General features: G+C 67.9%; 18 protein-coding genes and 1 tRNA gene. 5 read left to right on the forward strand and 14 right to left on the reverse strand.

Translation table 11 applies throughout. The features are described from left to right. Position 1: 1 nt before the first annotated feature. From V6U86_RS31440 to V6U86_RS31455, 4 genes are read right to left on the reverse strand one after another with little or no spacing between them, the layout of a single operon-like run. The gene (locus tag V6U86_RS31440) at positions 2–352 is read right to left on the reverse strand and encodes a M48 metallopeptidase family protein (protein ID WP_334509773.1); all 351 of its coding nucleotides are present in this window, start codon (positions 350–352) and stop codon (positions 2–4) included. After that, complete coding sequence (locus tag V6U86_RS31445; RefSeq protein WP_334509775.1) at positions 352–3,288, reverse strand: type I restriction endonuclease subunit R; 2,937 nt, start codon at positions 3,286–3,288, stop codon at positions 352–354. Before V6U86_RS31445 ends, V6U86_RS31440 begins: the two co-directional genes overlap by 1 nt. Next, entirely contained in the window at positions 3,285–4,532 is a 1,248-nt protein-coding gene (locus V6U86_RS31450) for a restriction endonuclease subunit S (protein WP_334509777.1), read from the reverse strand. Before V6U86_RS31450 ends, V6U86_RS31445 begins: the two co-directional genes overlap by 4 nt. Beyond that, complete coding sequence (locus V6U86_RS31455) at positions 4,529–6,358, reverse strand: N-6 DNA methylase (protein ID WP_334509779.1); 1,830 nt, start codon at positions 6,356–6,358, stop codon at positions 4,529–4,531. The genes V6U86_RS31450 and V6U86_RS31455 overlap by 4 nt, the downstream gene beginning before the upstream one ends. Positions 6,359–6,650: 292 nt before the next feature. Between V6U86_RS31455 and V6U86_RS31460 the strand changes: the two genes are divergently transcribed. Continuing rightward, entirely contained in the window at positions 6,651–7,265 is a 615-nt protein-coding gene (locus V6U86_RS31460; RefSeq protein WP_334509781.1) for an aminoglycoside phosphotransferase, read from the forward strand. A gap of 233 nt (positions 7,266–7,498) precedes the next feature. Here V6U86_RS31460 and V6U86_RS31465 read toward each other — a convergent pair. Then, positions 7,499–7,570 (reverse strand) — tRNA-Val (locus tag V6U86_RS31465). A 50-nt stretch (positions 7,571–7,620) separates the two neighbouring features. Next, positions 7,621–8,262 carry a PGPGW domain-containing protein gene (locus tag V6U86_RS31470; protein ID WP_442935036.1) on the reverse strand — a complete coding sequence of 214 codons (642 nt, stop codon included), beginning with the start codon at positions 8,260–8,262 and terminating at the stop codon, positions 7,621–7,623. Between the two features lie 294 nt (positions 8,263–8,556). Here V6U86_RS31470 and V6U86_RS31475 point away from each other — a divergent pair, with 294 nt between their 5' ends. Then, complete coding sequence (locus V6U86_RS31475) at positions 8,557–8,988, forward strand: SsgA family sporulation/cell division regulator (protein WP_007457244.1); 432 nt, start codon at positions 8,557–8,559, stop codon at positions 8,986–8,988. Between the two features lie 114 nt (positions 8,989–9,102). Here the strand turns inward: V6U86_RS31475 and V6U86_RS31480 are convergent, their stop codons facing one another. Further along, positions 9,103–9,879, reverse strand: coding sequence for a glucose 1-dehydrogenase (locus V6U86_RS31480; protein WP_334509786.1), 777 nt, complete (start codon positions 9,877–9,879; stop codon positions 9,103–9,105). 202 nt (positions 9,880–10,081) lie between these two features. On the opposite strand from V6U86_RS31480, the gene V6U86_RS31485 reads away from it, so the two are divergent. After that, the gene (locus V6U86_RS31485; protein ID WP_334509788.1) at positions 10,082–11,074 is read left to right on the forward strand and encodes a helix-turn-helix transcriptional regulator; all 993 of its coding nucleotides are present in this window, start codon (positions 10,082–10,084) and stop codon (positions 11,072–11,074) included. Between the two features lie 7 nt (positions 11,075–11,081). Next, a complete protein-coding gene (locus V6U86_RS31490) occupies positions 11,082–11,537 on the forward strand; it encodes an RrF2 family transcriptional regulator (protein ID WP_030333674.1) in 456 nt (151 codons plus the stop codon). Positions 11,538–11,549: 12 nt separating this feature from the next. Here the strand turns inward: V6U86_RS31490 and V6U86_RS31495 are convergent, their stop codons facing one another. From V6U86_RS31495 to V6U86_RS33455, 7 genes are all read right to left on the reverse strand, one after another. Further along, complete coding sequence (locus V6U86_RS31495) at positions 11,550–12,161, reverse strand: malonic semialdehyde reductase (protein ID WP_334509792.1); 612 nt, start codon at positions 12,159–12,161, stop codon at positions 11,550–11,552. Further along, positions 12,158–12,721 carry a flavin reductase family protein gene (locus V6U86_RS31500; protein ID WP_334509794.1) on the reverse strand — a complete coding sequence of 188 codons (564 nt, stop codon included), beginning with the start codon at positions 12,719–12,721 and terminating at the stop codon, positions 12,158–12,160. The genes V6U86_RS31495 and V6U86_RS31500 overlap by 4 nt, the downstream gene beginning before the upstream one ends. Then, complete coding sequence (locus tag V6U86_RS31505) at positions 12,718–14,052, reverse strand: LLM class flavin-dependent oxidoreductase (RefSeq protein WP_334509796.1); 1,335 nt, start codon at positions 14,050–14,052, stop codon at positions 12,718–12,720. The genes V6U86_RS31500 and V6U86_RS31505 overlap by 4 nt, the downstream gene beginning before the upstream one ends. An 11-nt stretch (positions 14,053–14,063) precedes the next feature. Further along, on the reverse strand, positions 14,064–14,930 hold the full coding sequence (locus V6U86_RS31510) for an ABC transporter permease (RefSeq protein WP_334509798.1): 867 nt from the start codon (positions 14,928–14,930) through the stop codon (positions 14,064–14,066). After that, positions 14,923–15,768, reverse strand: a complete 846-nt coding sequence (locus tag V6U86_RS31515; protein ID WP_334509800.1) for an ABC transporter ATP-binding protein — start codon at positions 15,766–15,768, stop codon at positions 14,923–14,925. The genes V6U86_RS31510 and V6U86_RS31515 overlap by 8 nt, the downstream gene beginning before the upstream one ends. After that, positions 15,765–16,796 (reverse strand): ABC transporter substrate-binding protein, encoded by a 1,032-nt coding sequence (locus V6U86_RS31520; RefSeq protein WP_334509802.1) that lies wholly within the window; start codon positions 16,794–16,796, stop codon positions 15,765–15,767. Before V6U86_RS31520 ends, V6U86_RS31515 begins: the two co-directional genes overlap by 4 nt. Before the next feature lie 131 nt (positions 16,797–16,927). Next, positions 16,928–17,005: a putative leader peptide gene (locus V6U86_RS33455; protein ID WP_349881247.1), complete on the reverse strand. Its 78-nt coding sequence runs from the start codon at positions 17,003–17,005 to the stop codon at positions 16,928–16,930. 247 nt (positions 17,006–17,252) lie between these two features. Here V6U86_RS33455 and V6U86_RS31525 point away from each other — a divergent pair, with 247 nt between their 5' ends. Beyond that, complete coding sequence (locus V6U86_RS31525) at positions 17,253–17,432, forward strand: DUF4236 domain-containing protein (protein WP_101365273.1); 180 nt, start codon at positions 17,253–17,255, stop codon at positions 17,430–17,432. The last annotated feature ends 76 nt before the right edge of the window (positions 17,433–17,508 follow it).

Consider the following 17,508-nt stretch of genomic DNA (forward strand, 5'->3'; position numbering starts at 1 on the left):
GTCATGCGCCTTCACCTCGCCGATCCATTTGCCGTTCCGTTGAATGCTTGCTGCTCTGCTCCAGATCCCGCCAGTTGGGTACGAGGGCGTTCATCATCGCTTTGAACTGCTTGCCGTGGTCGCGGTACTTGAGGTGCAGCAGCTCGTGAACGATGACGTAGTCCTGGAAGTCCTCGGCCTCAGTAGCGAGATCCTCCGCAAGGGTCACGACGCCATCGGGCGCGCACGACCCCCACTTGCCCGGTAGGCGCCTAATCTGGACCTGCTCCGGGTTGACCTTGAGCTTGACAGCCCATGCCATCGCCCGACGGCGAAGCTGCTGCTCGGGGTAGAGCGACGACTTGGTGACCATCAGCTCGCCAGCTCCAGAACCTGCATGATCCGCTCGATGACGGCCGCCCGTTCCTCCTTGCCGAGCGCCAGGAGCGGCTTGTAGAGGCCAGCTCGGAGACGACGCTTCTCGTCAGGGTTCTCCCGCCAGTTTGGGAACTTGCCGAGCGCTGTCTCGATCTCCCGCGAGGCAGTCATCGAGTCGAACGACGCCTTCTTGGCACCCTCGTCCTGAGCGATCACCCAGTAGATGGCAAAGCCAAGATCGGTGAGGCCGCTCTCCTTGGCCTTCTTCTTCGCCCTGGCCTTCTCCTGGACAAGCGCCTCCAGCTGGACCATGGCGGCGATGCCGTTGATCTTGCGGTCCTCGAGGTTCTGCATGACCCGGTCTGCCCGCTCCTTTATGCTCTGCAGCACCACGGCGCCAGCCGGGTCCTCCTCCATCTCCTTCCGGAGACCACGGAGAAGGTTGTACACCTTACCCTCGTCCGGACCCGCTTCGCTCTTGAGCTGCTCCAGCGTCTCGACGTCGAAGTCGACGACCTTGGAGAAGCGACCGAGCCCGTCCTGGGTGGCGCTGTCCTGTATGAGCTTGCGCGTCTTGTGCTCCAGGTCGCCAAGGAAGCTACCGGAATCGGTGTAGTTGGCGCGCACCGCCGCGTAGAGCTTGGACAGGTCCTTGTAGGTCCGGATGTGGTCACGCAGGCCAGGGTCGGGCGACAGGATTTCCCAGAGCGTCTCGATGTCCTTGTAGGCGTCGTAGAAAACCTTGCGAGCCGCCGGGTCGATGAACCGACCGAAGACCGCCGCTTCGAGCTGAGCGTCGGGGGTTTGGCTACCGTCGGCCTGCAGGTACTCGGCCGCGGCTGCGCCGACCTTCTGGTGCAGGTCGACCATGAGGATGTCGAGATCCTCGAGCGCACCCTTGACCGCACCGGCGTCGATCGTCAGCGCCTTCTTCATGTTTTCGAGGACGCTGACGAAGTCGACGACCAGGCCAACCTTCTTGCTGACGTTCTGGTTATCGATGTACGGACGGTTGACCCGAGCCAGCGACTGGAGCAGCACGTGGTTGCGCATCGGCTTGTCCAGGTACATGACGTAGAGCACCGGGGCGTCATAGCCGGTCAGGAGCTTGTCGGTGACGATGAGGATCTTGGGCTCCTGGCCCGGTTTCTTGAAGAACTTGCGGACCTCCTCCTCGCGCGTCTCAGAGATCTGGAGCTCGGCCACGACAGGGCGGTCGACGACGTCGTTGACGTTTTTGGAGTAGACGACCTCCGACCACTCCGGCGGCAGGTAGCGATCAAGAGCCACCTTGTACTTGGCGCAGGTTTCGCGGTCGACAGCCACCACGAACGCCTTGTAGCCGAGCGGCAGGACGTTTTCCTTGAAGTGCCCGGCGACAAACTCAGCGACCCGGTCGACCCGGTCCTCTGCTCCGAGGAACGCCCGCAGGTTGACCGCCCGCTCCAGCACCTTGTTGAGCTCGTCGACGTCGGTGATGTCCTCCTCGCCGGCCAGAGCATAGAACTGCTCTTCGAGGTCCTTGGCTGGCAGGCGCATGCTCGACGGGGCGAGCTTGTAACGGATCGGAAGGGTCGTCTCGTCCTCGATCGACTCAATGATCGAGTACTTGTCGAGGAAGCCGTCCTCGTCGTCGCGGCCGAAAATCTTGAACGAACCTGAGCCCGCCTTGCTGTCGCCGACCGGCGTACCCGTGAAGCCGATGATCGTCGCGTTCTGGACGGCGGCCATCAGGTAGGTGCCGAGGTCGGCGGCCACCGACCGGTGCGCCTCGTCAATGAAGACGTAGATGTTGTCCCGCGTCGAAGAGTTGGCCTTGATCTCCTCGAACTTGTGGATCATCGAGACCACCAGGCCCCGAAAGTCCGAGTCGAAGATGTCCTGCAGGTCGGCCTTGCTGTCCGCACGACGCACGGCGATGTCACTCGCCTGCATCTCACCGAGCAGCCGCTCCACCCAGCCCTTGAGCTGGCCCTCCAGCTCGTTGCGGTCCACGACGAGGATGACCGTTGCGTTGGCGAAGCGTGCCTTGTCCTCAAGGATCTGGCGGGCAGCGGTCAGGAGCGTGAAGGTCTTGCCCGACCCCTGGGTGTGCCAGATGAGGCCGCGATTTTTTGTCGGGTCGGCGCAGCGAGCGACGACCTTATCGACGGCCTTGCGCTGGTGCTCGCGGAGAACCGACTTCCGGGTCTCGGAGTCCTCAACGTAGAAGAGGATCCAGTCCTTGAGGGTTCGCAGGAACGCATGCGGCTCGAAGAAGGCCTCGACGGCGCTCTTGTAGCTCTCGTCCTCGGCGTACTTCCACTTGAAGATGAAGCGCCGCGAGACGTTCCAGGTGACGCCGTACCAGTAGCCCAGCATGTGGGTGACGTTGTAGAGCTGGGTCTGAGCGAGCAGCTCGGGCGTCTCCTGCTCGTAGCGGCGCAGCTGGGTGACGCCACGGGACAAGGCATCACCCGAGGTCGGGCTCTTGTGCTCCACGATGGCTGCCGGGAGGCCGTTGACCACGAAGATGACGTCGGCACGGTTGCCCTTGCGCGCGACCGGCTCGATTTTCCATTCCCAGGTGGCCTGAAGCTCGTTGTTATCCGGGCACTCGAAGTCGATGAGCTGGACCGAACGGCTGAGCTTCTCGTTCTCGTCGTACCACTTGTGCTCGCCGCGCATCCAGCGCAAGATTTCCCAGTTGCCCTCGATGGTGGCCGGCAGCGCCTCGATGGTCTCGACGATGGAGCGCGCCTGGTCAGGCGTCAGCCACGGGTTGAACTCCAGCAGCTTGTCCTCCAGCACCGACGTGAGGAGCATGTTCTCGCGTCCGCGCCGGAGCACCTCTGCATCCACCGGCTCAACGATGTTCCAGCCGACCCCATGGGCGTGAGCGACCATAGGGAACTGCGCGGTGCGCGCCTCGCTGATCTTGAGAGTGGTCATGCGGTCGCCTCCTCTAGCTCGCGCTGCACACCAAGGTCCGCTTCTTCGAGGTCATTGACACGCACCTCGCCCGACATGAGCTGTGCGAGGACGGTCTCGAAGAGAACTTCTAGCGCGCGCAGCCGGGATTTGTGGAGATTCAACTTGCGGTCTAGGGCCTCGAACACCTCTGCGATCTCGATCTGCGTTTCCTTGCTTGCGGGGTACGCAATCGGGAAGTCGCGAACGATGTCGAGGTTGAGGTTCTGCTGCTGTCCGCCATGAGCCAACCGCCGCAGCTCCTCGTACTTGAACGCCAGGTACTGGTAGAGGAAGCGCCCTTCGACCGCGTCATCGTTCGCCTGGATCGCGGCGCACGCCTGGTTCGTCGCAGCGTCTATACCCAGGATGGCGACCTTGCCGCGCGTGACTCCCTGGCCGTACATGGCCAGAACCACGGTGCCAGCCGGAAGGATCTTCGCCGCCGACTCATCGAGACCCCGCTGAGTGATGCGCTCAGAGGTATCGGTGATGACCGAGTAGTTGACTTCGGTCGTCTTGACCCACGGGATGGTCCCGCCGTTCCAGTACACGGGCACCGACCGAGAAGGCGTACCGCCAGAGGAGACATCGTGTCGATCGCCGATGCGCTCGTACATCCAGTCGTCGAGCTGCCTGCCCTCCTCCGTCGAGAGGACCACTTGACCGATTGAGCGGATCAGCCGACGGGTGACAGTGACTGCATCTTGTTCGAGCGCGATCAGGTCGCGGACCGCATCCAGGACGTCGGCGATAGCCTTTTGCTCACCCTCGGGCGGCACTGGTACAGGGATGCGGTCGATCTTTGACTTGTTGAGCGTGTTTCCCTTGATCTGCCGGTCTTGAAACTGCGTGTAGTCGACTTGCGACAAGTAATACCCGAGGAAACGCTGGTCCATGCCGGGCTTCGGGTATATCGAGATGATTGCCTCGTTGTGCACCGCCGGGATACCAAGCGTCGCGATCCGACCGATCGTCAGCTTGAAGCTCATGATCAGGGTGCCCGCCGGTGTTACGGAGCCACCAAAGACCCGGTCGAACGCCTCCCCACTGATGCTCTCCTTGGTCGATGCCACCACGCCGTAGGCGGGCATGTCTGAGATGGTGACCCACGGTGTGGGCTCCTCCGTCGCTGCCCAGAAAGCTGCGTTCGCGCGCGCGGGTGTCCTGCCGACGCCGTAGTCAGCGACCTCGATGAACGGCTGCTCCACCCACTCGGTGGTCACTTCGCCACCTGCTTCACGAGGCTATAGACGATGGCGTTGAGCGCTGTTAGCTGCTGGTCGAGAGTTCGAAGATTGTCCAGGAGCTCCGGGATCGAACGCTTCTCGACATCCGCAGCTCGTGCAATCCAGCGTGACGGGCTCAGGTTGTAGTCGGCGTTCACCAACTCGGCGGCCTCGACGACAGCGAACTCGCCCTCGACAGGTTCGGCCGCCTGGTAAATGCGAGCCAGTTCGACCACATCGGCACTGTCGAGGAAGTTCTTCGGCCGCCCCTTCGTGAAGCGTCGGCTGGCGTTGAGCATGAGGACCTTTCCCTTGCGGGTGGCCGGCTTGCGCTTGTTGAGGATGACGATGATTCCTGCAGCGCTGGTGTTGTAGAAGAGGTTATCGGGCAGCAGGACGACACCCTCGATGAAATCCCGGTCCACGAACCACTTACGGATGTTGCGCTCCTTGTCGTCATTCTTTGATCCCGACCCGCGCGTCATCGCGCCGGTATCAAGGACCACGGCAGCTCGGCCGCCGTCGTTCATGACCGCCAGGGTGTGCTGGAGCCATGGCCAGTCGCCCTTGCCGGAGGTGACGCCACCCGCCTTGGCGAAGCGGTCATAGGGGTCGTCCTCGAGGATGTCGGGCGAGAAAGTCTGATTCCACATCGGATTGGCGACGACGATGTCGAACTGCTGGAGACCGCCGACGGAATCCCGGAACTTCGGGTTGATCATGGTGTCGCCCCGCTGCAGGTCGACGTCCATGTCATGGATGATCGTGTTCATCCGCACCACGGCGTAGCTTTCAGCCTGGAGCTCCTGGCCGAACATCTTGAGCGGCACCTTGCTCGTCGGGTCAAGCTCACGGGCAATGAGCTGCAGCTTGATCAGTAGGCCACCAGAGCCGCAGGCGTAGTCGTGGCAGGTCTCGCCCGGCCGCGGACGAAGGATGCGCGCCATGAGGAAGCCCACCTCGGTCGGCGTGAAGAATTCGCCTGCCGACTGGCCCGATCCCTCAGCGAACTTCCGCAGCAGGTACTCGTAGGCGCGCCCGAGGAAGTCGGGCTGCACGTCGGCCAGGCCGAGACGGTAGCGCGGGTCGGAGAACGCCTCGACCACCCCCCGCAGCTTGGCCGGGTTGATGTCACGCTCGCCGTTTCGTTCGGCAGCGAAGTCGACGACGTCGATGACCCCACTGAGGCTCGGGTTGTAGCGGACCACGGCACGGACCGCCTTGGTCAGGTGCTCCCCGATGTCCTTTGGAGTTGTCGAACGGCCGCGATCGTCCGGGGGCCAGTCGTACGACTCACGCCCGGAGATCACACTCCAACGCGCCTCCTTCGGGAGGTAGAAGCGCAGCAACTCCTTGTCCTCCTCCACGATCTCCAGCGCAACCTCGCGGTCACCGAACTCGTCGGCCAGGCGGGAGATTTCGTCGTCGAAGACGTCGGATAGACGCTTCAGGAAGAGCAACGGCAGGAGGTAGTCCTTGAACTTGGCCGCGTCCTTCTCACCACGGATAGAACAGGCGGCGTCCCAGAGCATCTGCTCCATGGGCTTGGTCGTCTTGGTGTCGCCCTTGGCCGCGCGACTACGCCGCCCCGACTTGACAATGGCGGAATCACCAGGGTCGGCGAAGTCGATGCCAGCCTCCTCAGCCAGCGCCAGGATGCTCGCCAGCTTGACCTTTTGGGGCTTGGTGCTGCCGTCGCCGCCCTCCCAACGGTTGACGGTCGCATACGACACGCCGAGTCGTTCCGCGAGCTCCGTCTGGGTGAGCTCAAGATTAGCCCTGATGGCCCGGAGTACGTCCGGCACCGCCGCCACAGATGTCATGTTTGCCATCTTTGTGATATCGCAAACCTCGGTCAACTCGGCGCGCCGAGACTGCCCCAGCTCACAACCACAGCTCGCCGTCGTTGGACCAGCGTCGGCTGACCAGCATCAGGCGCGCCCACCTCAGCCGTGAGCGTCCGCGAGATGCCATCATCCAGGGTCTGCGCCACCCGCTCGTAATTGAAGAGCGGTCGACGTACGGCTCCGGGTCTTCCTCCTGCCAGGCCGCGAGAAGTTCCAGTGCAACCCCAGGAACTCCGGTTCGCCCTACAGCCTCCGATTCCTTTCCAGCGTGGACGGCACGAAGCTCCTGGCTCATCACGAGCGCCGGCACCCGCCCGCAGTCCTGTGGCAGTTCGAATCCGATGGCTGGCTGGTGGTGGGGACCGAGCACCTTCCCGGTCACCACCCCGACTTGTCACCCGGCAGCAGCGACCTCGACCTGCTCCTAGCCACCCTGACAGCACTCCAAGAGTCGCCGGCACCCGACCAGACGTGGTTCACCCCGGCAGCCCGACTCGGGTTCACGCACCCTGCCATGGAGGGCGAGACACTTATCCACTGCGACCTCAACCCGACCAACCTGATCGTGACACCGGTCGGCCTACGCATCGTCGACTGGGCGTGGACAACCAAGGCCGCCGCATGGGTCGAACTCGCGCTGCTCGTCCCATGGCTGATCGGTAGCGGCCACAGCGCCAAACAGGCGGAAGAGTGGTTAGCGCAGGTTCCCGCATGGACAGCGACTGACCATCAGGTCCTCGACGACTTCGCGACAAGCAACGCGATGAAGTGGGCTGCGAAGTCCCGGCAGAGCACCGAGCGTTGGGTATACGACCTCGCGATGTGGACCGGCGAATGGGCGGATCACCGGACGGACGGCCACCAGTCAGCCCGCGAGCCATAGCCTGGGGGCATGTCCTCGTGAGGTGGGCACCGGGAGCGGTAGGGCCAGTTCCTCAACCAGCCAGCAGTCCCACTCGGGGTCGCATCAGGCCACGCAGCCAGGCGGGTTAATGGCAGTCCGGCCCCAGAACCAGCCACGCTGCTCCCAATCTGCTCCCAATGTAAGCAGCACATACAGCAAAGCCCGTTACCGTCTACTCCGGCAACGGGCTTCTGACCTGCACAAACTGAGAGTGGGCGATGCTGGTATCGAACCAGCGACCTCTTCGGTGTGAACGAAGCGCTCTCCCACTGAGCTAATCGCCCTCAGCGCCACTGACTCTACCCGATCGTGGAACCGGACCGGAAATCCGGGGTCAGTGCGTCGCGAGGTACTGCATCGCCTCGGCCACCACGTCGATGCCGAGGCTGTACTTGAGGGACAGCCAGACCACCGTGGCCACGAAGACCAGGCCGACAACACCGAGCACGGTTCGCACCACCAGCGACTGTCTCGTCACCCAGCGCGTCCATCCGTGGACGTGGCGGCGGGTGAAGGCGAGCAGCCGTCGCGCCCAGTGGTATTCGACGGCCCAGATGCCCAGGCCGGCGATCACCAGCAGCCAGCCCGGCCCGGGAAGCGGGATGAGGGCGATGCCGATGGTCACCACCAGCGCCCCGGCGATCGCGATGAAGATCTTGAGTGCGATCCGACCGGTGGGGTTGGCGCGGATGAGGTCGAGGGTCAGTGAGATCCGCTCGCGCCAGCGGGGGCGGCGCGGCGGGTCCTGCACGGCGATTCCACCACCACCGGCACCGGCGTCGCGACCAGTCCCGGTGCCGCCACCGCGACCGGCACCGCCGTCGCCGCCGCGACCGGTGCCATCGCCACCGGAACGACCGGCGTCGGACGCCGGCCGACCGGCCCGTTCGGGCTGCTCCATCGGCACTCCGTACCCCCGCTTTTCGGCTGCTCGGACCGCGACTTTCGGCGGGCCGGGCGCCGCCGCCGCATCCACTGAGGATTGCTTCGTCACCATTTCACCCCCCAGTGTCGCTCGGGCCCGTCACTGCAACGGCCGACTGGACGTTACCGGAGTAAGTCGACGACTGAGCCACCCGATACCGGGCGGGATCACGCACTGGGCAGAACCGGAAATTCTACATGAATGCTCACATTCACGCGGCCTTTCCGTCCCCCTTCCCACCACTGGGTGAAGTCAGCGTATGGCGGAGCGTAGCCAGGAGTAGCACCTGAGTATGGGAAAAGCGGGACACGCGCGTTCCGCAGCGGTGCCGGGGGGAGAACGTCCATGAGTGTCATCCGACCGACGACCGTAGAGGTCGAGACGTCGCTAAGGCTCGTCGCACCTGACGCCACCGCCTTGCCGGTGCGTGCCAGTCTGCGTTACGACCCTGCTGACCCGTATGCGGTCCATGTCCTGTTCCATGCCGAATCGGCCGGGGGCGAGGCGGTGAGTTGGTCGTTCGCTCGCGAACTACTGGTCACCGGCCTGGACGAGCCGGCCGGCATCGGGGATGTGCGGGTCTGGCCCTGGGCCACACCGCGCGGCGACTTCGTCGCGCTGGCCCTCTCGTCACCGGACGGCAACGCCCTCTTCGAGGTGCCGCGCAGCGTCCTGGTGCGTTTCCTTCGACGGACCTACGTCGTCGTCCCGCGCGGCCGTGAGGCCGAGCACCTGGACGTCGACACGGCGGTGAACCGGCTGCTCGCTGGTCGCTGACCGCCCGAACGGGCAACACCGGCCACACCGGGGCCGCGCGGATCTGCCGAGTCCGCGCGGCCCCGGCACACACCCTGGGAGTACGCGGACAGCGCGCCCCGGGTCGGCCGGTGCTCAGCCGTGCGTGGTGATGCCGCCGTCGACGGGAATGACCGCGCCGGTGAGGTACGCGCCGGCGCGCGACGAGAGGTAGATGGCCGTGCCGGCCATGTCCTCGGGGCGCCCGATGCGGCCCAGCGGCACCTGCTGCTCGATGGCGGCCCGGCTGGCCGGGTCGTCGAGCGCGAACGCCATCATCTTGCTCTCGAACGGACCGGGCGCGATCGCGTTGACGGTGATCTGCTCACCGGCGAGTTGGTGGGCGAGGCTGCGGGTGAGCATGTGCACTGCCGCCTTGGTGGCCGAGTACGCGTACACCTCCATGGATGGCACGCGGATGCCGTCGATCGACCCGATGTTGATCACGCGGGCCGGGTCGTCGGCGCTGGCGGCGGCGCGCAGCGCCGGCAGCAGCGCGGTGGTGAGCCGGAAGACGGCCTTGACGTTGACCGCCCAGAGCTTGTCGAACGCGGCCTCGGGGTAGTCCTCCAGCGGTGCTCCCCAGGTCGCGCCGGCGTTGTTGACCAGCACGTCGAGGCGGCCGAAACGCTCGCGCACGGCGGCGGCCAGCGTCTCGGCGCCGGCGTCGCCGCTGAGGTCGGCGGGGATGGCCTCGCAGCGACCCTCGGCGGAGAGGGTGGAGGCGACCGCCGCGCAGGCGTCCGCCTTGCGCGACGAAATGATCACGTGTGCGCCGGCCCGGACGAAGCCCTGGGCGATCATCAGCCCGATCCCCCGCGACCCGCCGGTGACCAGGACCGTCTTACCTTCGACCGAGAACAGCTGCGTCATGCCCATCCCATCGCGAGTCGGCGGGGGCCGCCGCTCGGTCGGGTGTCCGGCGGGTGCCGGGTGGGCCGCGGACCGATGGCGCTACCGCCGGGTAACGTAGCCTGGCCGCCAGGACCGGGACAAGCCCGGTGCGCACCGCGGATTCCGGCACGAACGTGGACGGGGATGCGGTGACCTGCGGTTCGGGCTACCGTCGCAGGCGATGGTCTCCACCGATCCCTCCCCCGCGCCATCGATCGGAACGGCGTCTCCCGTAGCCGACGAGATAGCCACGTTCGCGCTGGCCGATCTTGCCGGTGATCCGGGCTGGCGTCGGCCGGTGATCGTCGAGCGGGAGCTGTTGATTCTCACCACGCGTGGGCACGGCGACGCGGAACTCGACTTTCATCTGCTGGCGTGCCGGCCCGGCACGCTGCTGCGGGTGCGCCCCGGTCAGGTGCTGCGCTGCGCCGGCCCCCAGTTCGACGCCACAGTGGTCGCCTGGGATCCCGGGGCGCTGCGCGACTTCGACGTCGACCTGACCACTGCCGCGACCTGGCGGCAGTTGGCCGGCGAGGACGAGGACGCGGTGATCAGCGAGGTGAGCCAATTGGCGGTGGACTGTCGGCGGCACCCCGACGGTCCCACCACGCGGGTGCTGCTCCGGCACCAACTGGCCGTGCTGCTGCTGCGGCTGGCTCTGGCCCACGCCGACCGGTCGCCGGCCCGGCCCGAGGACGAGACGTTCCACCGGTTCCACCGCGAGGTGGAGCACGGCTATCCGCACACCCGGCGGGTGGAGGACTACGCGGTGGAGCTCGGCTGCTCGGTGCGGACCCTGACCCGGGCCTGCCTGGCGGTCACCGGTCGCAGCGCCAAGCAGGTGATCGACGAGCGGGTCGCGTTGCAGGCCGGCCGGTTACTCGCCACGACGGACCAGCCGATCGCCGAGATCGGCCGGCAGCTCGGCTTCTCCGAACCGACGAACTTCGGCCGCTTCTTCACCCGCGAGGTGGGGGTCAGCCCCGGCGCGTTCCGGGCCGCACGGGACCAACCGCCGGCCGGTCGGGTGGTTCGACCTCGACCGCCGGCCGAGTCGACCGGTGCCAACGGCGGCAGATTCCGCCCCGGCGCCCCCGGCGAATCCGCCAACGGCGGGCACGCCACGAGACCCGGGCCGCCCACCGCAGGGCCGGGCGTCACCGGCCGGGCATGATGGCAGGGTGCAGATCTCCGCGCGCGGCGACTACGCGGTACGGGCGGCGTTGAGCCTCGCCACCGCGTACCCTTCGCTGCTGTCCACCCAGGCCATCGCCGCGGAGCAGGACATGCCCCGCAAGTTCCTGGAAGCGGTCCTGGCGGATCTGCGCCGGGCCGGCATCGTCCGCGCCCAACGCGGCGCCGAGGGCGGCTACACCCTGGCGCGCCCACCACGCGAGGTGACCGTCGGCGCGGTGCTGCGCGCCGTGGAGGGCCCACTGGCCGGGGTACGCGGGCTGCGCCCCGAGGAGACAAGGTACGAAGGCTCGGCGGAGAACCTGCCCGGCCTGTGGGTGGCGGTGCGCGCTGCCGTGCGACGGGTCGTCGACGAGGTGAGCCTCGCCGAGATCGTCAGTGGTCGACTGCCCGCGCACGTCCGCAAACTCACCGCGCTGCCCGACGCGTGGGAGCCGCGCTGACCGTGGGTCGGCTCACAGCGTCCACACCACCTCCCCGGTGCTGAGTCGGGGCAGCCGCTCCGCCCAGGCGTCCGGGCCGGGGTGGCCCAGGTTGAGCAGCAGCAGCGCCTCGTGCCGGCCGTCGGGGAAGAACTCGCGGGTCACCCCGACCGCGTCGAACCCGGCCATCGGGCCGGCGGCCAGCCCGGCGGCGCGTACGCCCACCAGCAGGTAGCCGATCTGGAGGGTCGCGCTGAAGCGGGCCTGCTCGGCGCGGCCCGCGCGATCGCTGAGCCAGTCGCGGGCCTGCGGCCGGTGCGGGTACAGCTCGGGTAGCCGTTCGTGGAAGTCCACGTCGGCGGCGAGCACCGCAACCAGTGGCGCGCTGGCCGTCTTCGCCCGGTTGCTCGACGAGACGTACGGCAGCAGCCGGGCCCGGGACTCCGGCGAGCGCAGCAGCAGCACCCGCAGCGGCTGGCCGTTGTACGCGGTCGGCCCGTACCGGATCAGGTCGTGGATCGCCGCGACCTGGGCGTCGGTGACCGGCTCGTCGGTGAACGTGCTGGCCGTGCGGGCCGCCCGGAACAGCAGGTCCTGGGCGGCCCGGTCCAACGCGAGCAGGTCCGGTGCGGTCGGTGCCGTCACGTCGGCGAACCGGCGGTGGTGTAGCCACCCCGGTGGTGCACGAGCGGCGGGCCGTCGCCGCCGTCGCCGAGCGCCAGCGGTTCGGCGATCACCAGCGTGTGGTCGCCGGCCGGAACCCGGTGCACCACCCGGCAGAGCAGCCGGGCCAGCACCCCGCCGAGCAACGGCAGCCCGAACGGCCCGGCCGTCCAGTCCGGGTAGGCGGCGAACCGGTCGATGCCGCTGGTGGCGAAGACCGTGGCGGCCTCCCGCTGCCCGGCGCTGAGCAGGTGCACGGCGACGTGCTCGGCGCGGGCCAGCACCGGCCAGCTCGACGACGCCGTCCCGAGGCAGAACGAGACGAGCGGCGGGTCCAGCGACACCGACGTGAACGAGGTCGCGGTGAACCCCGCCCGGATGGGCGCGCCGATCCCACCCAGGCAGGCCGGGTCGGTGGCGCGGGCGACCGCGGTGACCACGGTGACGCTGCTGGCCTGCCGGCGCAGCAGGGCGCGGAACAGGTCCGCGTTCACCGGTCGCAGCTCGGCGATGTCCGCCGAGGGCCGCTCCACGGTGGTCACGCCGGCACCAGGGCCGACGCGGCGTACGCGCTGGCCGGTCGGGGCAGCCCGTAGTGCTCGCGCAGCGTCCGACCGGTGTACTCGGTGCGGAACAACCCACGGGAGCGCAGCACCGGCACCACGTGGTCGACGAAGTCGGCGAGCCCGCCGGGCAGGTGCGGCGGCATGATGTTGAACCCGTCGGCGGCACCCTGGGTGAACCACAGCTCGATCTGGTCGGCGACCTGCTCCGGCGTACCGGCGACGACCCGGTGACCCCGGCCGCCGCCGAGCCGGCCGATCAGTTGCCGGACGGTGAGCTGTTCCCGGCGGGCCAACTCGGTGACGAGCTGGTAGCGACTCTGGTGGGCCTGCACGGTGCCGGCGGCCGGCAACTCCGGCAGCGGCCCGTCCAGCGGCAGGCCGGTCAGGTCGATGCCGAGCATCCCGGAGAGCTGGGCCAGGGCGTAGTCGGGGACGATCAGCTCCTCCAGCTCGGTGGCGAGCGCCTGCGCCTCGGCCTCGGTGCCACCGAGCACCGGCGCGATGCCGGGCAGGATCTTCACCAGGTCCGGGTCCCGGCCGGCGGCGGCGACCTGCCGACGCAACTCGGCGTAGAAACCCTGCCCGTCGGCGAGGGTCTGCTGCGCGGTGAAGACCGCCTCGGCGTAGCGGGCGGCGAAGGCGATCCCGTCCGGCGACGATCCGGCCTGCACCAGCAGCGGTCGGCCCTGCGGCCCGCGGGGGATGTTCAGCGGGCCACGGACCTGGAACTCCGGCCCGCGGTGCGCCACCTCGTGCACCCGGTCGGTGTCGGCGAACACCCCGGCCGCAGCGTCGAAGACCAGCGCGTCGTCCTCCCAGCTGTCCCAGAGCTTGACCGCCACGTCGACGAACTCGGCGGCCCGCCGGTACCGGTCGGCGTGCGCCGGGTGGCTGTCCCGGTTGAAGTTGACCGCCTCCCGCTCCTGGGCGGAGGTGACGATGTTCCAGCCGGCCCGGCCGCCGCTGAGGTGATCCAGCGAGGCGAACTTGCGGGCGACGTGGAACGGCTCGTTGTAGGTGGTGGAGACCGTCGCGATGAGACCGATGTGTTCGGTCACCGCGGCGAGCGACGCGAGCAGGGTCAGTGGCTCGAAGACGGCCTGGATGTTGTGTCGGGGGTTCGGCCCGACCGAGAGACCGTCGGCGAGGAAGAGGGAGTCGAGGGTGCCGCGTTCGGCGATGCGGGCCAGCTCCTGAAAGTGCCGCACGTCGGTGACCCGACGCGGGTCGGTGCGGGGGTGCCGCCAGGCCGCCTCGTGGTGGCCGACGCCCATCAGGAACGCGTTGAGGTGCAGGGTACGGGTCATTGGTGTCCGTCCTATCCGGCAGTGACGTCGACGCGCCAGGTGGAGAAGCGACGTTCGAGGGCGACGAGGAGTTGGTTGACGACCAGGCCGATGGCGGAGATCGTGATGATCCCCGAGTACATGTCGGCGATCGCGAAGTTGTACTGCGCGTAGTTGATGAGGTAGCCGAGCCCCGCCTTCGCGCCGACCATCTCGGCGGCCACCAGCACCAGGATCGAGTACGCCCCGGCCAGCCGGACGCCGGTGAAGATGGTCGGCACGGCGGCCGGCAGAATCACCTTCTGGAACAGCCGCAGGTGGTTGAGCCCCATCGAGCGGGCCGACCGGATCAGCAGCGGGTCGACGCCCTTCACCCCGGCGATGGTGTTCAGCAGGATCGGCCAGGAGCACGCGTACAGCACCAGTGCGATCTTGGAAGTCTCCCCCAGGCCGAGGATGAGCACGAACACCGGCAGCAGGGCCAGCGCGGCGGTGTTGCGGAAGACCTCCAGCAGCGGGCTGAGCAACTCGGCGAGCGGCCGGTACCAGCCGATCAGCAACCCGAGCGGGATGGCGGTGAGCACCGCCAGGCCGAGCCCGGCCAGCGACCGGGTGAGGCTCGCGCCCACGTGCTCGGCGAGCTGCCCGCTGCGCAGCAGCTCCCACCAGGCCACCAGCACCTCCGACAGCGGGGGCAGGAAGACCCGGTCCACCAGCCCGAGCCTCGGTGCGCCCTCCCAGATCGCGGCCAGCGCGGCGACCGCGACGCTGCGGTGCACCACCTTCGCGCCGATGCCGAGCAGCCGACTGGCACGACCGGGAGTGGCACGGTCGGCCGTTGCTGGGGGCACGGTGGGTGGGCGGGCGAGTCGGGTGGGACGTTCGGCGATGTCAACCAACGCGGGCCTCCTCGGTGTGGCGGACGCCGGTGCCCTCGGCCGCCTGGGCGGCCCGCACCTCGTCGCGCAGCAGGGTCCAGATCTGGTGGCGGTGGTGGCGGAACGCGTCGGTGGAGCGGACGTCCTCGACCGCGTCCCGGTCGCCGAGGTCGATGTCGATCACCTGTTTGAGCCGCCCGGGGCGGGACGTGAGCACCGCCACTCGCTGACCCAGGTAGACGGCCTCGTCGATGCCGTGGGTGATGAACACGACCGTCTTGCCGGTGCGGGCCCAGATCCGCACCAGCTCGTCCTGCAACGAGTCGCGGGTCTGCGCGTCCAGGGCGGCGAACGGCTCGTCCATCAGCAGCACGTCCGGGTCGTACGCGAGGCTGCGGGCGATGGCCACCCGTTGCTTCATCCCGCCGGACAGCTCGTGCGGGTAGCGGTCGGCGAACCCGCGCAGGCCCACCAGGTCGAGGTGGTGCTCGATCAGGGCGGCGCGTTCGGCCCGGGGCACGCCCTTGGCCTCCAGACCGAACGCGACGTTGCCGGCGGCGGTGCGCCAGGGCAGCAGCGCGTACTGCTGGAAGACGATGCCCCGGTCCAGGCCGGGACCGGTGACCGGCCGACCGTCGACGAGCACCTGCCCACCGGTCGGCTCGGTGAGCCCGCCGAGCAGGTCGAGCAGGGTGGACTTGCCGCAGCCGCTGGGGCCGACGACGACCAGGAACTCGCCGGGGCGTACCCCGAGGGTCACCTCGTCCAGCGCGGTGACCGCGCCGGCGCCGCCACGCCGCCTGGCGCGGACTCCGAAGGTCTTGCTCACCCGATCGAAGAGAATCTTGTCGGTGCTCACGCGCTGCCACCGTCCACGAAGGGGTTGAACCGGTTGGTGTAGATGTCGTCTGGCTTCGGACGGTCGCCCTTGAGCTCGCCCTCGGCGGCGAGCCAGTCGATCCAGGTGCCGAACTCCTGCTCGTCGATCACCCCGCCGCGGCCGGCGACACCGCTGCTCTTCCAGTACGCGACCAGCGACGGGTCCTCGTTGCGGCCCCGGTTGCCGATGATGTCCCGCATCCGGGCGACCACGGTTTCCCGGGGTTGGGTGCGGGCCCACTCGATGGCCTTGCCGACCCCGGTGACGAACGCCTTGACCGTCTCCGGGTTGCGCTTGATGAAGTCGTCGCGGAAGACGTAGGTGCCGCCGCTGAAGGCGCCGAGCAGCTCGTAGTCGGTGAAGATGGTGCGGATGCCACCGCTGGCGACCGCCTTGTCCCGGATCACCCCACCGAGCACCGCGACGTCGATCTGTCGCTGACGCAGCGACTGCTCGGTGTTGACCGGTGGCAGGGCGACCAGCTCGACCTGTTTGATCTCGGCGGGGGTGAGACCGCCGCGAGAGAGCCAGGTCTTGAGCACGGCCTCGGCGTGCGCGCCGAGGGTGTTCATGCCGACCTTCCTGCCGATCAGGTCGCGGGGGCTGCGGATCGGGCTGTCGTCGAGCACGTAGTAGCCCTGAAAGGTCTGCGCGTCCGAGCCGTAGTAGCTGACCACGGCGGTGATCGGTGCGTTGGCGGCGGCGAGCTTGACGATCGCGCCGTTGAACGCGCCACCGAAGTCGCTCTGCCCGGTGGCGGTGGCCTGGATGTCCTGCGGGCCACCGGTGACGTTGCCGATCCACTTGAGCTTGACGTCGCCGAGGTAACCGAGGTCGGCGGCGAGTTCGGGGAGGGTGACCTGACCGACCGAGCCCTGGTAGCGCAGCTCGCCGGCCTGCGCGCCGCCGGCTGCGGCGTCGCCGCCGCAGCCGGCGGTGGCGGTGAGCACGACCAGCGCGGCAGCGGCGGCGAGGGTACGCAGAACGGCATGACGGGGTGGGGACATGAGGAGTCTCCTGATCTGTCCACGATGGGAGCGGGGACGCCCGGATGAGGGCGTGCGGGCACGCTGCTCCGCGTTGAGCGGGCGGGCGGTGGGAGTGCGGCGCTGGGGCCGAGCCGGATGGACCGGTCAGCTCAACAGAGCGCGCTCGCGTGCCGGACCAGGTCGACGTGCACACGAGCGGTGAGGAGAAGCTCATCCCGCTGCGACATGACCCCATGCTGCCGGGGATCGGAACGAGGCGTCAACGGCCTTCCAGAAGATGAGACTTCTATCGCTGCCGATGTTACGAAGCGCCACGAGCAGCGTTTACCGCGCCGCAACACCTATCTGGTGGATAGAGATTCAGGTACGCGATGGCCACCGTCCAGGGCGGACAGCGAGGGGGTTTCAGAATTCGCCGGTTCGGGAATGTTCGATCTCGACACGGTAGGAAACGGTGACGAGGGGAGTCCTCCGATGGGCCTCATGTTTCGCAAGCGCAAGAAGTTCGGTCCGCTCATCCTGAACTTCACCGAGAACGGTTTCTCCTCGTGGAGCATCAAGATCGGTCGCTGGTCCTGGAACTCCAGGGCGCGGGCGCACCGGGTCGACCTGCCGGGTCCACTGTCCTGGAAGCAGGACAAGTCCCGGTCGTAAGCATCCCGGGGGTCGAGCGGGGTGCCGGTGATTCACCGGCACCCCGCTCGGCGTCTGCGCACCCCACCCCAGAAGT

The sequence above is a fragment of the Micromonospora sp. CPCC 205558 genome, assembly GCF_036902955.1.
Taxonomy (GTDB): domain Bacteria; phylum Actinomycetota; class Actinomycetes; order Mycobacteriales; family Micromonosporaceae; genus Micromonospora.

What these genes read in the sequence shown, in the direction of transcription:
- V6U86_RS31440 (WP_334509773.1), bottom strand. Translation starts at nt 352, where the DNA reads ATGGTCACCAAGTCGTCGCTCTACCCCGAGCAGCAGCTTCGCCGTCGG.
- V6U86_RS31485 (WP_334509788.1), top strand. Translation starts at nt 10,082, where the DNA reads ATGGTCTCCACCGATCCCTCCCCCGCGCCATCGATCGGAACGGCGTCT.
- V6U86_RS31505 (WP_334509796.1), bottom strand. Translation starts at nt 14,052, where the DNA reads ATGACCCGTACCCTGCACCTCAACGCGTTCCTGATGGGCGTCGGCCAC.
- V6U86_RS31520 (WP_334509802.1), bottom strand. Translation starts at nt 16,796, where the DNA reads ATGTCCCCACCCCGTCATGCCGTTCTGCGTACCCTCGCCGCCGCTGCC.
- V6U86_RS31475 (WP_007457244.1), top strand. Translation starts at nt 8,557, where the DNA reads ATGAGTGTCATCCGACCGACGACCGTAGAGGTCGAGACGTCGCTAAGG.
- V6U86_RS33455 (WP_349881247.1), bottom strand. Translation starts at nt 17,005, where the DNA reads ATGTCGCAGCGGGATGAGCTTCTCCTCACCGCTCGTGTGCACGTCGAC.
- V6U86_RS31445 (WP_334509775.1), bottom strand. Translation starts at nt 3,288, where the DNA reads ATGACCACTCTCAAGATCAGCGAGGCGCGCACCGCGCAGTTCCCTATG.
- V6U86_RS31525 (WP_101365273.1), top strand. Translation starts at nt 17,253, where the DNA reads ATGGGCCTCATGTTTCGCAAGCGCAAGAAGTTCGGTCCGCTCATCCTG.
- V6U86_RS31480 (WP_334509786.1), bottom strand. Translation starts at nt 9,879, where the DNA reads ATGACGCAGCTGTTCTCGGTCGAAGGTAAGACGGTCCTGGTCACCGGC.
- V6U86_RS31455 (WP_334509779.1), bottom strand. Translation starts at nt 6,358, where the DNA reads ATGACATCTGTGGCGGCGGTGCCGGACGTACTCCGGGCCATCAGGGCT.